Here is a 13,664-nt window from a genome sequence, read left to right on the forward strand (position 1 = left end):
GGTCCTTGCCGACCCGCGTTCGCGGGTAACCGACGGGCACTCAGGGTGGGCTCGACGCCCGGGCCAGCAGGGGCCCTCGATCTGCCCGACGGTGGGGCTAGCCGTCATTGGCCACCCTCTGATCGTGATCGAGATAAACGAAGAGGGCGACGGCCATGCGGCCAAGGTCCTCGGTTCCGACGTGGCCGACCGGTCGGCTCCGCTTCTTGACGGCTGAGATGCCGACGAGTCGGTGCTCACTCCCCTCTACCAACGAGCTTTATGTAGGCGGAAAGATGAACCCCACCTCTGTCTCCGGCAACCGTTCACCCATCGCCGCACACGGTCCGGCGCACAGCCACCTACCGTGTCGTGCCCACTCATCGAGGTCAGCCACGCCTTCAGGTGGGGTGAACAATGAGTGAGAGCCGTGATTGGGGACAGGTCGATCCCGGACTCGCCCAGTGGATAGACGATCATCGTCGTCGGGTCGTGAAGGCATACAGCGCCAACCCTCTCTTGATCCCTGAGCACGCCAATCAGGAGGACAGCTATCGAACCGGTGGGTACGCGCAGCGTCAGCTGCTGGAGCTGGTCCAGAACGCTGCAGACGCCCTGCATCGCAGCGGCGCCCGAGGGCGGGTCGAGCTCCGTCTCTCAGGCGACTCGCTCTACTGCGCGAACGAAGGCGAAACTTTCACGCAGGCGGGGCTCGAGGCCATTTGCCATGCCTTCTTAAGCGCGAAGCGGGGCGAGGAGATCGGCCGGTTCGGGCTGGGCTTCAAGTCGGTCCTCGGCGTCAGCCGGAAACCTGCCGTCTTCAGTCGGTCGATCTGCTTCGACTTCGATGCAGCGAGGTCACGAGCTGAGCTCCTCGCCATCGCGCCGGACGCCCCGCGGTTCCCTGTTCTGCGTCTTCCGTCGCTCGTTGACATCGAGCACGAGATGCAGATGGACGAGACTCTGCGGGATCTCGCTTCCTGGGCTCAGACAGTGGTCCGTCTCCCGCTGTCGAGCGACCGCACTCGCCTCGAACAGGAGATGCGGGACTTTCCCCGCGAGTTCCTGCTCTTCGTGCCTAACGTGTCCGCCCTGCACCTTGTGATCGACGGCGGTGTCGAATCGAGGTTCGAAGTCGAGCACAAATGTGTGGAACTGCCATCCGGTGACCTGCGTCTGGAAGGCGAAACCGGGCAGCAAGCCGACTGGCGGGTGTGGCACCTTACTCACCGTCCATCGGACGAGGCGTTGGGCGAAGTCGGCGAGGCTGTGCGGCGCGAGGAGGTCCGCATCTCTTATGCGGTTGCGTTGGCGGACGCGCAGCAACTCGGGCGGTTCTGGGCCTACTTTCCATTGGCGGATGAGACATCGGCCCGCGGAATCATCAACGCGCCGTGGCGAGTCAATGACGACCGCACCAACCTTCTCACTGGAGTCTTCAACAACGAGCTTCTCGACGTCGCTGCAGAGATGATCGTCGCTGGCCTGCCCACTCTGACAACAGCCGAGGATCCGGCCAGGCACTTCGACTACCTCCCTGCACGTGGGCGGGAGGCGCATAACGACGCAGACCGTTACCTGACCGAGCGGGTACCGCGCATAGCTGCGCGGACGCGCTGCGTGCCGGACGCGGACGGGCAGCTGCAACTCCCGGGCAGTCTGCGCTTGCCGCATTTCGATCTGCGTCTGGAGCTCCCTACACATCGCGCGTGGCATGAGGCCCCGGGCAGGCCGGCGCAAGTGCCGCATTGGTCCTGCTACCAGACAGCCACACGACGTGCCCGACTGCGCTCGCTCGTTCGAGTGGAAGACATAAAGGTCTCAGACTCGGAGGTCGGGGCAGACGAGTGGCTCGAGTCGATCGTGCCGGACGGAACGGACGAGCAGTGCAAATCCGCCCTACAGATTTTGGCGACCGTCAGGGATGACCTGACCCGCCGAGACATGCAGGCTGCGAGAGTCCTACCGGATACCTCCGGTCGCCTGCGGCGACTCGACGAGACGGACCAGGTCTTCCTGCGAGGCCACGTGCTGAGTTCCACCGCCGGTCTCAGCCTGGTCCGCGGATCGTTCTTAGACTGCCGGGGCGTAGAAGATGCCTTACGCAACCTCGGATTCCGCGATGTCGACCCGACGCTGGAGCTGCGGAAACTCCTTAAGAAATCAGGGAGAGGCTGGGGCGACTACGAATGGACCGCATTCTGGAGGCTCGTCGATGAGGTGTCTGTCGCCGACGCGCAGCGCCTGCTGGAGGAACACGTTGCCCTCGGCGGCCGCCTCTGCGTTCGTTGCCTGGATGGGTCCTGGCATGTGCTGGGGAACGTCGTCGATCCTGCGATTGTGGAACCCCGCAGGGCATCGCTCGCCCTGGACACCGAATTTCATGATTTGCATCTGGCTATTCTTCGCGCGGTTGGCGTGGATGCTCGGCCGACCGTTACCCGCGCGGCGCTTCATGACCCGACGTACATGGAGTACGTGCGAACCGTGCGAGAGCAGCATCTGCGTGACTTGCCGCCTCTGGGGCGCCCTGACCCGGGCCTGCTGCACTTCGATGACGAGGCGGTCGGTCCCCTGCACATGCTTCGACGCTTCGCCGACACGGATGATCCGGCGTCTCAGGAAACGTGGACGCGTGAGCTGCTCAATGTGGACGCGCCGGAACGCGCACGCTTGAGGCACCGTAACCACCGCCTCTTCCCTAACGTACGGGAGGTACAAGCGCCCCATCTTTGGGCTGCAAGGACATACGGTCTTTTCGCCACCGACTGGGGACCCCGCCGGGCGGAGGAAGCCGTCGGCAGAGGGCTGGCCGGGTATTCGCCTCTACTTCCGGTCGTGCACTGGGAGTCGACGGCCAAGCTTTCGCTGCCAAAGACGCTCGTCGACGTATCCGCAGTTGTCTGGCGCGAGTTCCTCACACGCGCGCCTGTCGAGGCTGACCCATGGGGCCTCGGTCAGTTGCTGACCGAAGCCGCGCGGTGCCTCGTCGGAGAGACGCCCTTGCAGGTGCCCGCGCTGTCCGAAGCGTCAGGGGTACTAGCGGCGCCTGACGAGGTCCTCCTCGCGCGCACAGAGGAGGAACTCCGTGCGTTGTCGGGACGTCGCTTGCCGTACGTCGCCGTAGCAAAGGACGAGGATGCTGATCTGCTGATCGACAGATGGGGTTGCCGGGAGGCTTCCGCGCAACTTCGCGTTGAGATTGTTGCGGAGATGCCCGGGGAGCCGGTGGTTCTCCTGGACCGGTTCAGGGCCCTGCGCGCCCTCGCCGGTGGGGTTCTGGACGGGGTTGAACTCGTCGAGTGCCAGGGCCTGGCGAGGGAGATAACGGCCGCGGGTGGCATCGATCGCGAGCCTATCGACGTCGCACAAGACGGACACACAGTATTTTACCTGGCGAGCCTCGAAGACGAAGAGCTTCTGGAGAGGCTCGCGGGAGAGTTCGATCTACACCTCACGACAATGAGCATCGCGCGGATCCTCAGCGACGCGCAGGACGAGCAGATCAGGTCACGCATGGCGACGTGCCGGGTCGAGCGCGATCCCGCAATGAAGCTCTTGACGCTTGTCGATCCGCGCGTTCTGGAGTCGAAGCTGCCCACCGGCCTGCTTCAAGCCGTCCGGCACCTCGGGGACAACGGAGGCGATTACCAGCTGGCGGAGCTTCTGCTCCGCGTGCATGGGTATGACGTCCTGCGCGAACTCCGCCACGAACTGCAGGAAGCGGGGTTCCCGGTCCCGACGCAGTGGGCAGGTTCGGCTCCAGCTATCAGCTTCGTCAGACAACTTGGCTTTCCCGCCGAGTACGCTGGCGAGCGCGGGCAGCGACTTGAAGCTGACCTCACTGTGCCGGGCCCACCCGACTTGAACCCCTTGCACCCCTACCAGGAGAAGTTGGCTGGGGAGATTCGGCAGCTGATCAAGAATCCCGATCGGGCGCTGCTGTTCCTGCCGACGGGGGCCGGGAAGACACGCGTCACGGTTCAGGCCTTGGTGCATGCCTTCGTCGAAGACGGCCTGAATGGACCGGTGCTGTGGATCGCGCAGAGCGAGGAACTCTGCGAACAGGCAGTCCAAACCTGGAGCGTGGTCTGGAGGCAGTTCGGCGACCGCAGGCCGCTTCGACTTTCCCGTCTATGGGACCGGAACGAGGTGGCCCCCAGTGACGACGAGGTCATGGTGGTGGTCGCGACCGACGCTAAGCTCGCGATCTGCCGGGACAAGGACGACTACGACTGGCTGAGTCAACCGTCCATGGTTGTGATCGACGAAGCCCATGTGACAACGGGGAAGGACTACACCGCGACGCTGAAATGGCTGGGGCTGGACCACCGCAGAACAACGCGTCCGCTCCTCGGCCTGACGGCGACTCCGTTCAAAGGCACAGGCGGCGAAGAAGCCAACATACGGCTGGCCGCGCGGTTCAACAGGCGTCTGTTGGACGCACTCGGGGAAGACCCGTATGCCGCACTACAAGCTCAGGGCGTCCTCTCGCGGGTAGAGCACCGCATTCTCGACGGCGCGAACCTAGAGCTCGATGCGCAAGAACGGGATTACGCTCTCAGAACCCGGCAGCTCCCGCAGGGTGCGCTGGATCGATTGGGCAAGGATCAGGCTCGCGCACAACGGTTACTGGAGGACATCGGGTCATTGCCCGACGATTGGCCCATCCTGGTCTTCACCGCGTCGGTGTTGTCGGCACAGATCCTCGCCGCGCTGCTTCGTGTGCGCGGCATTGGCTCGGCAGCCGTCAGCGGGGCGACCCGTACCCAGGAGCGGCGCCGTAGCATCGAGGGGTTCCGCGCGGGCGACATCAGAGTTTTGACTAACTGCAATGTGCTCACTCAGGGATTCGACGCGCCGAGTGTCCGGGCTCTATACATCGCCCGGCCCACGTTCAGCCCGAACGCCTACATCCAGATGGTCGGACGTGGCTTGCGAGGACCAGCGAACGGCGGCAAAGAGGAGTGCTTGGTCGTCAATGTCGCAGACACCTTCGGCCAGTTCGGTGAACGCCTGGCCTACCAGAAGTTCGACTACCTTTGGGAGCGGCAAGGGGGTCGGCGTTGGTGAGGCTGATTCCTGACCTCGACCGCCTCGGTAGCGTCGGAAGTACCGCGGAGCTTCGCCTTGCGAAGCTGCTCGCACAGGCCGAGTTGCCGGAGCCGGCGACGTGCCTGTACTCGGTGCATCTGCCTGCCCATGAGTACAAGCGGATGTCGGAGGTGGACTTCCTAGCCGTGTGGGACGACACAGTCCTAGTGATCGAGGTCAAGGGTGGCCGGCTGGGGCGACACGGCGGGACGTGGACCGTGACGGATCGGTACGGCGAGGTAACAGAGAAACGCGAAGGGCCGTTCGAGCAAGCGCGTTCGGCGATGTTCGCGCTGGAAGCACGGTTGCAGGAGCGGATCCCCGCCTTGGACGTCGCGTTCGGTTATCTGGTCGTCACACCGGATCAGGAACTTGGGGATGATCTCGAGTGGGATCCTCAGCAGCACGTGGGTTTCCGGTCGATGACCGTCTCGGGCGTCGAGAAGGCCCTCGAGGAATCACGCCGTTTCTGGAAGTTGCGGGCCCGCAGACCAGTCCGCGGGGGAGCGTACCGAGAACTGCTGAGGGTGCTACGTCCCGACTTCGACCGTCTCCCGACCCTGCGAAGCAGCATGGTCAACCTCGAGAGTGAGTACGTCCGGCTGGCCGATCGGCAGTACGACCTGTTGTTGGGCGCCGAGCGCAATCGGCGGGTCCTGTGCATCGGCGGGGCGGGCTCGGGCAAGACTTTGCTGGCGGTCGAGACGGCCCGGCGCGCGGCCCGTCAGGGCTATCGTGTGATGCTTACCTGCCGCTCCGAACCACTCGCGCGGATGCTCAGGGAACAGCTCCGCGACACGGACGTCATCTGCGTTTCCTTCGACGACGCACTCGGCGGTGGCACCGTCGATATGCTCGTCGTCGACGAGGCGCAGGACATTCTGAACGTCGAGTCGTTGCTGGAGCTGGATGAACTGGTCGATGGCGGCTGGTCCGGCGGACGATGGCGCGTCTTCTGCGACCCGAACAACCAGGCGAACGTGGACGGGACGTTCGACCGTGTCTGCTTCGACGAGCTGGCAGCACTTTCGTCGGTCGTCGAGCTGCCGTTCAACTGCCGGAACACGGCGACCGTCGTTCACCAGACGCAGATGGTTACGGCCGCCGACCTGGGGGTCGCCCGGGCGGGCGAGGGCCCACCCGTGGAATACAAGCGGTGTTCGGACAAGAGAGCCGTTGCAGCTGTGCTCGACGCACAGCTCAAGCGCTTGCGAAAGGACGAGGTCGACCTGGCTGAGGTCGTCGTCGTGACGATGTGTGACAGGGTCTCCGACAGTTCGGCTACGGCCAGCAAGGCCTACCGGACCGGGCGACTCGTCGCGGCGGCGGGAGGCTTCGAAACGACCGCAAACGCGGCGCTTCTGGTCACCGCTGCCGAGATCAAGGGGCTGGAAGCCGCACATGTTTGCATCGTCGACGTCGACGACGTCCACGACCCCGTGTCCAGGGCGCGGCTGTACGTCGCGATGACCCGACCACGAATCAGCCTCTGGCTCGCGCTGTCGGACCAGGCTTGGCGACAAATTGCGGAGGGCCCGACCTCTGGAGGAGCAAACTGATGCATGCCTACGACCCCGTCGCAGTCCGGGACGACCTGGTGCAGTACCTCCGAGAGCAATACCTCGGGCCGGCGAGCGGAGAGGAAGAAGTCGTTCAAGGGCGGCCCGACCGGATTTATCTCGTGGGCACCCTCTACCCCCGCGGCCGGTCCGCAGAGCGACCTGACGGCAGTGTCTTGGGCGACGAGTCACACGACGAGGAGCTGGACGAGCCCGTCGAGCTCGCCAACGCCTGGCACCCCGCCTCCGCGGCCATCTCGTTCCTCCACAACGCTGCCACTCTGCGATTCACCGTCAAAGCAGCGGTCTACGAGCCGGACGTCACCGACGGTGGCGAAGGTGGCACGGATCGCTGGCGACGACGAAGGTTGGTTCAGGAACCGGTCGAGATCTCGGCCGATGCTGGTCCGTCGGTCAAGAAACAGAACGTCCTGGAGGATCGGGCCCGACTCGTGTCGGTGTGGAGGCCCGTCGGTGAACGGTGGCTCGTGACCGTGGCACTGGAGAACCGGGCGGAGCATGACGAGGCCGACTCCCCGCCGGCTACCGAGCAGTGCCTTTTCCAGGTCGACGTGCGGTGCGAGGCCGTGGGAGGCACCATTCTGCCCTATCCGAGCAGCCAGGAGCTCAGCACCGACGAGGAAGACGAGGAGCTCCGTCTGCTGTATCGCGCGCGCCGCGCGTACGGTGTCGGCCACGGCTGTTCGGTGAATTGGGAACCCGGGCCCGACGGCACCGCCACCGCCGTGTCGACGGACATGCTTCCAGCGACCGTTGTTCCCGCCGTCAGGGCAAAGGGTCTAAACCTCCCGATCCTCACTCTCGCCCGTATGGCCGACGAGACCTTGCCGGTCAGACGCCTGTGCACCGAACTGAACGACTTTGTCCTCGCCTACGAAGAGTGGATCGGGAAACAGCAGACAGAGGCGAAGGGGCTCGAGGACCGATACCAGCCAGCCGCCGAGCGCTTGCTGGAACGGATGCGGCGCGCTGCCCACCGGATGCGGGAGGGCATCCAGCTGCTGGGCGACGATAAGGACCAACGTCCGTTGCTTGCCTTCAGGCTGGCGAACGCCGCGATGCGCGAGCAAATCCTGCAGAGCGGCCACGTGAGGAGGTCGCCGGGCAGTCGTGGTGCTCCGCTGCCGGTGCGGCAGCTGCCCGCCGCCGAACCTGCCTGGCACCCGTTCCAACTCGGATTCCAGCTGCTGGCTCTTGCTTCGACCGCCCTGACTGGGCATGACGACCGGGAAACCGTCGACTTAATCTGGTTCCCTACGGGTGGCGGCAAGACGGAGGCCTACCTCGGCCTCGCCGCATTCGAGATGATCCGGCGCCGTCTGTATCGGGGGATCCACGGCGGGGGCACGGCCGTCCTAACCCGGTACACCCTGCGCCTGCTGACCGCCCAGCAGTTCCAACGCGCTGCGACACTGATCTGCGCCTTAGAGCAACTGCGTGAGACGAGGCCGGAACTTCGAAACACACCACCGTTCAGCATCGGCCTGTGGGTGGGCGGCGAGACCACGCCCAACAGCTTTGAGGACGCCCACCAGCTCACGACCGAGCTGAGAAAGGCTCAGGAACCGGAGAGCCCGTTCCAAATCCAGTCCTGTCCGTGGTGCGGCACCCCGATCCTGCCGAGCACCAAGCAGCAGGACTCGGGAGCGTACGGCGTTCGGACGACCAAGCACACCTTCGAGCTGTTCTGCCCTCACGCTGAATGCCCTTTCCACGATCTTTTGCCTGTCAGTGTGGTCGACGAGCAGATGTTCCAAGAACCTCCGACGCTGCTCGTCGCGACGGTGGACAAGCTGGCACGTCTCCCCTGGGTCTCGGACGCGGGATCGCTGTTCGGTCTCGCTAACGTCCCCTACGACCCGCCCAGCCTGGTGATTCAAGACGAGTTGCACCTGCTGTCCGGCCCCCTGGGCACGACGGTGGCCCTCTACGAAGCCGCCGTTCAGAGCTTGATTGGATGGCAAGGTTCACGCCCCAAGGTCGTCGCATCCACCGCAACGATTCGGGCGGCTGATCACCAGGTGCGTGGGCTCTTCGGCTCGAAGGTTGCTCTTTTCCCGCCCAGCGGCCTCACCGCCGACAACAGCTTCTTCGCCGAGACTGATCACGACGTCCCGGGGAGGCTCTACCTCGGTCTCATGCCGCAGGCGCACACACAGGCCTTCGCGACTGTTCTCACCTGCGTCGCGTTGCTGCAAGCACCGCGCTACCTCGGCCTAGAAGATGATTCGCTCGACGCATATTGGACGGTCGTGGCTTATCACAACAGCCTGCGCGAGCTCGGCCGTACCGTGACCATCGCTCGGGACGACGTCGAGAGCATGCTCCGCGCCCGGGACAACCGAGACCGTCCGTCCCGTAGCCTGCGTCGCGACGGGGTCGTCGAGCTCACGAGCAACGTGCCCGCCAACCAGCTTCCCAAGCTTCTGGCGCGACTGGAGCGGCCGGTCCAGCACCCCGAGGCGATCGACCTCGTTGCAACGACCAACATGCTGTCGGTGGGTATCGACATCAGCCGGCTGGGGCTGATGCTCATGAATGGGCAACCCAAGACCACGTCCGAGTACATCCAGGCGACCAGCCGCGTAGGGCGGGCGAACGTGCCCGGACTCGTCGTGACGCTGCTGAGAGCAAGCAAGCCCCGCGACCGCTCGCACTACGAGGCATTCCGCGCGTACCACCAGGCGCTCTACCGCTACGTGGAGCCGACGAGCGTGACCCCCTGGTCCTTGGCATCACGCCGCAGGTCGCTTCCGGCGGCGCTCGTTCTCCTCGTCAGGCATGGCGCAGGCTTGCGCCGAAACGAGGACGCCGGCGACTTCCGGACCGGTGATCCCCTGGTGAGGGCAGCTGTCGAGAAGCTTTGCGTCATTGCCCGCAAGGCCGACCCTGAAGAAGCGCAAGAGGTCGAAGCAGACGTGCAGCAGCTGGTCAACGATTGGGAGCACCGTAGCCAGAGGGCAGAGGAAATGGGCGAGCGGCTGAAATATGACTCCAAGACCGGCCCAGCCCTGCTCAAGGACTTCGGGGAGCAGCGGGACGGATGGGCACTGATGCACTCGATGCGATCGGTCGATCGGCAGGTCCGGGTGGTAGCCGTGGGGGAGTCGCTGTGACGAAGCGGGGCAGGTCCAATATGAGGACGGTCAGGCTCAGCCAGGTCGTGTCTCCGTTCGGCGTGGGTGCTGTCTTCGACGTCCTCGGCGAATCCCTGATGGGCGTTGACATCAGCGGGTGGGCCTACAACAAGAGCGCAAAGGTGGAGTCACCACGGCTAGAGCAAGCTCTTGGCGTAAAGGAGCTACGCTCGCCGCCGAGCGTCCCGTCTTACCCGTCCAAGCACACTCCCGGGATTCCCTACCAGCGCTTTCCGCGTTGGCTCTTCTGCCAGGATTGCCGACGTATGCGCTACATGCGTAGTGCTGAGGAAACCGGTGAGGCGCCGAAGTGCGCGCACTGCGGTGCGCACATGGTGCCCATGCGATTCATCGCGGTGTGCGCCAAACGCGGCCACGCGATGGACGTTCCTTGGGACCGATGGGCGCACTCGCAGTCCGAGACTGAGAACCAGAGGCGCTGCCGCAAGCAAGAGCTGCGCTTCCAAACGAGGAGCGGCGGATCCGAAGGGCTGTCCAGCCTTGTCGTGCACTGCATGACCTGCAACGCGTCTCGGCACCTCGGCGAGCTGCCGAGCCGGGACTCCCTAAAGAGAATCGGCGTGCGGTGCGCAGGAACGCAGCCGTGGCAGCGGGGCAGCTTTTCGTGCGACGAACGGCTCGAGGTCCTCCAACGTGGCGCCACAAACGTCACGCTTCCAGAGGCGACTACGGCGTTGGATATCCCGGAACCGACCTCTCCGGCCCGAGACCTCGAGGCTGACATCCGGCAGCACCGCAACTTCGACGACGTTCGCACCGCTCCCGACGGGCCGCGGGCTACTGTTCTCATCGAATTGATCGCCGAGGATCTGGGGGTGTCCAAGGACCTCGTATTGCGCGTCGCGCGAGGTGGCGGTGGCACGGACTCGGCGGAGGGTTTGCGCGAAACCCGGGCAGGCTTGCTCAACGATGAGTGGCGGGCATTCATGCAGGCCACCGACGCTGACGGTGAGGCCATCGGGACTCCGAACTTCATCGTGTCTTCCACAGAGCTGGTGGCGGGCGCGGGTAGCGACGTACACAGCGTGCTCGACGAGAAGGTCCAGGACGTCGTGCTGGTACACCGTCTGAGGGAGGTCCGCGTCCTCCATGGGTTCCGCCGGTACGACCTTGCGGCGGACGTCGTTCCCGTCGACCTCGGGCCCCGCGGACGCGAGCGCTGGCTGCCAGCGACCGAGTCATTCGGAGAGGGCATTTTCCTGTCGCTCGACCAGCAGAAGCTTGCCTCCTGGGAGCAAATCGATGCCGTTGTCGACCGCGCGGAACTCCTCGAGCGACGCCGCCGCGACAGCCACATTGGATCACGATTCGCGGAAGTCTCTCCGAGGTCGGTTCTCCTTCACACGCTCGCACACCTGCTGATCCGTCGTCTGGCCTTCTCCTGCGGCTACTCGGCGGCCTCTCTGCGCGAGCGCATCTACGCCGGCGTCGGGCCGGACCCGGAAGCCGGGTTTTTGATCTACACGGCGGCGGGCGATGCCGAGGGCACCCTTGGCGGACTCGTCCGGCAGGGCGAACGTCCCCGTCTTGCGCAAACGCTGCTATCCGCACTCGAGGAAGCGGCTTGGTGCTCCGCCGACCCGGTATGCCGAGAAAGCCGAGGGCAGGGGCTGAACAGCTTGAACCTCGCCGGCTGCCACGGCTGCTGCCTCACCGCAGAGACGTCGTGCGAGCGATCGAATGTGCTGCTCGACCGGGTCCTGGTAGTCGGTGACGACAAGACACCAGGATTCTTCAGCGATGTAATCGAAGCCCTTCGAGCTGCCTCCGTGGCGCAGATATGAGGGCCGCGGAGGAGCCAGCCCGCGAAGGCCATCGGACGGGCCCACTGGCGAAACGACTGGAGGACCCCCGACAAGTCGAGCTGGCACCCTGGCAGCTCGACGCTGTCGAGACGTGGGCCGGCGGCGGCGATGGACCCGCGTACCGCGGAACGCTGGAAATCTTCACAGGTGGAGGTAAATCCCTGATCGCGGTGGAGTGCATCCGCCGCGCGGCGCTCCTCGAACCGCAACTCCACGTCGCCATCGTCGTGCCGACGCTCGCACTCGCCCGGCAGTGGCACGACGTCGTGCTACGACACACGGCGCTGGACCCACGGGACGTCGGCCGGCTCGACGGCGAGCACAAGGATGACCTGCAATCCAAGAGAATTCTGATCAGCGTCCTCAATACGGCCGCCGAGCGGCTACCCGAGCTGGCAGCAGCTGCCGCATCCCCGCTCATGCTCATCGTCGACGAGTGCCACCGAGCGGGAGCGCCTCGTTTCTCGCGCGTGCTGGAAACCAAAGCGCCGTTCCGGATCGGCCTCAGCGCCACCGCGGAGCGCGACGACGTCGATGAGCAAGGCCTGCCGATCCAGTACGACGACCACATACTCGGTGAGAAGCTCGGCCCCCTGGTCTACCGCTTCGATCTCCGTGCCGCCCGGAAAGTCGGATGGCTTCCCGAGTACACCGTGCACCACCACGGGGTCGAGCTGACGTCGGAGGAGCGCCGCCGCTACGAACAGCTAACACGGCGTATCGACGACCTGTCGGACCGGCTCGACGACTTGGGTGTGCCGAGTTCCTTGGCGCGGCAGGCGTCAGGGCGGCCTGGTGAAATGGGGGCGCTGGCCCGTAGTTATGTAGGGATGGTGGCGCAGCGGAAAGACCTGCTCTACCGAGCGGGCGAGCGTGCACGTGTTGTGGCAGAGGTTCTGTGCCGCTTGGTCGACCGGGCGGACACACCGCGCGCCCTGTTGTTTCACGAGCGCATCGACGAGGCGGTCGACTTGCACCGCCGGCTGACGGAAGTCGGCCTTGGATTCCCGATCGGTCTGGAGCACTCCGGACTGCCCGAGGCGCAACGACGGGGTGCCCTCGCACGCTTCGCACAAGGCTCGACGCCCGTCCTTGTCAGCGTCAAGTCGCTCATCGAGGGCATTGACGTGCCGGACGCCGACGTCGGCATATCCGTCGCTTCGTCATCGAGCGTCAGACAGCGGGTGCAGGCACTCGGTCGGGTCTTGCGAAGGCGTTTCGACGGCGGCAGCAAACACGCGGAGATGCACATCATCTACGTCCACGACACGGTCGACGAGGCCATCTATGCCAAGGAGGACTGGTCCGACCTGACCGGGGAGGCCGTCAACCGGTACCGACTATGGCGGGTCGGAGCTGCAGCACCGGAGGAACGCCAGGGGCCGCCGAGGACGCCCCGACCCACCGAAGATCAATTTTGGGAGAGCCTCGGCCGCACAGTGCCTCCGGAGCCGGTGTTGTGGACACCTGACCTGCCGGTCTTGGAATGGAGCCTTGATTCCCGCGGCACCGTGACGACGGTGACCGGCACGTTGGTGGCCAACGCCCAGCATGTGGCCCAGCGCGTCGCTCTAGTCAAGAGCGGCGGTGGAAGGTTCCGTGTTTCGAGTCGGCACCGATTGATTGTGGTGCCTGATTTTGAAGGCGGCGAGACGCGAGCCTGGCTGGTCGGTCAGCTCGACAAACCGTTCGAGCTGACCGCATCCGCGGACGCGGAGATTCAGACTGCTCCGACCGACGAGCCCGAACCCGGGGCTCCATATTTCGGTCCGAGCGACCGGAAGGGCGGGAGTTACCACGTCCGGCAGAAGGCTGGCGGCGTCATCGAGCGGCGGGTTGCCGGAGGCCGGGAATGGGCTGCGGTCGACCAGTCCGACGGTCCGGCTGAACTGGTCGACAACGCTGTTCGGCTGCTACGTGCTTGGCGCCGAGTGGGTGAGAGCGGCCTGCAGTTCCACCTCAACCAAGCTGGCGACGCCTACTACGCGAGCGGTGGACAACTCCGCTTTCTTGCCCGAGTTCCCGGCGGTTTCGCCTGGCCCAGTTAG

The 13,664-nt window shown here is 65.1% G+C and carries 5 protein-coding genes; all 5 read left to right on the forward strand.

Features of this window, described 5'->3' with window-relative positions; translation table 11 throughout:
- Positions 1–396 precede the first annotated feature (396 nt).
- Genes O7631_RS10405 through O7631_RS10425 form a run of 5 tightly spaced genes read left to right on the forward strand, consistent with a single transcriptional unit; the run spans position 397 to position 13,664 of the window.
- Positions 397–5,052 carry a DEAD/DEAH box helicase family protein gene (locus tag O7631_RS10405; protein WP_278144050.1) on the forward strand — a complete coding sequence of 1,552 codons (4,656 nt, stop codon included), beginning with the start codon at positions 397–399 and terminating at the stop codon, positions 5,050–5,052.
- Positions 5,049–6,632, forward strand: a complete 1,584-nt coding sequence (locus tag O7631_RS10410; RefSeq protein ID WP_278144051.1) for an NERD domain-containing protein — start codon at positions 5,049–5,051, stop codon at positions 6,630–6,632. Before O7631_RS10405 ends, O7631_RS10410 begins: the two co-directional genes overlap by 4 nt.
- A complete protein-coding gene (locus O7631_RS10415) occupies positions 6,632–9,769 on the forward strand; it encodes a helicase-related protein (RefSeq protein ID WP_278144052.1) in 3,138 nt (1,045 codons plus the stop codon). Before O7631_RS10410 ends, O7631_RS10415 begins: the two co-directional genes overlap by 1 nt.
- Before the next feature lie 20 nt (positions 9,770–9,789).
- Entirely contained in the window at positions 9,790–11,595 is a 1,806-nt protein-coding gene (locus O7631_RS10420) for a DUF1998 domain-containing protein (protein WP_278147904.1), read from the forward strand.
- Entirely contained in the window at positions 11,592–13,664 is a 2,073-nt protein-coding gene (locus O7631_RS10425; RefSeq protein WP_278144053.1) for a DEAD/DEAH box helicase, read from the forward strand. Before O7631_RS10420 ends, O7631_RS10425 begins: the two co-directional genes overlap by 4 nt.

This window comes from Micromonospora sp. WMMD967, from assembly GCF_029626165.1.
Classification (GTDB): Bacteria; Actinomycetota; Actinomycetes; order Mycobacteriales; family Micromonosporaceae; genus Micromonospora; species Micromonospora taraxaci.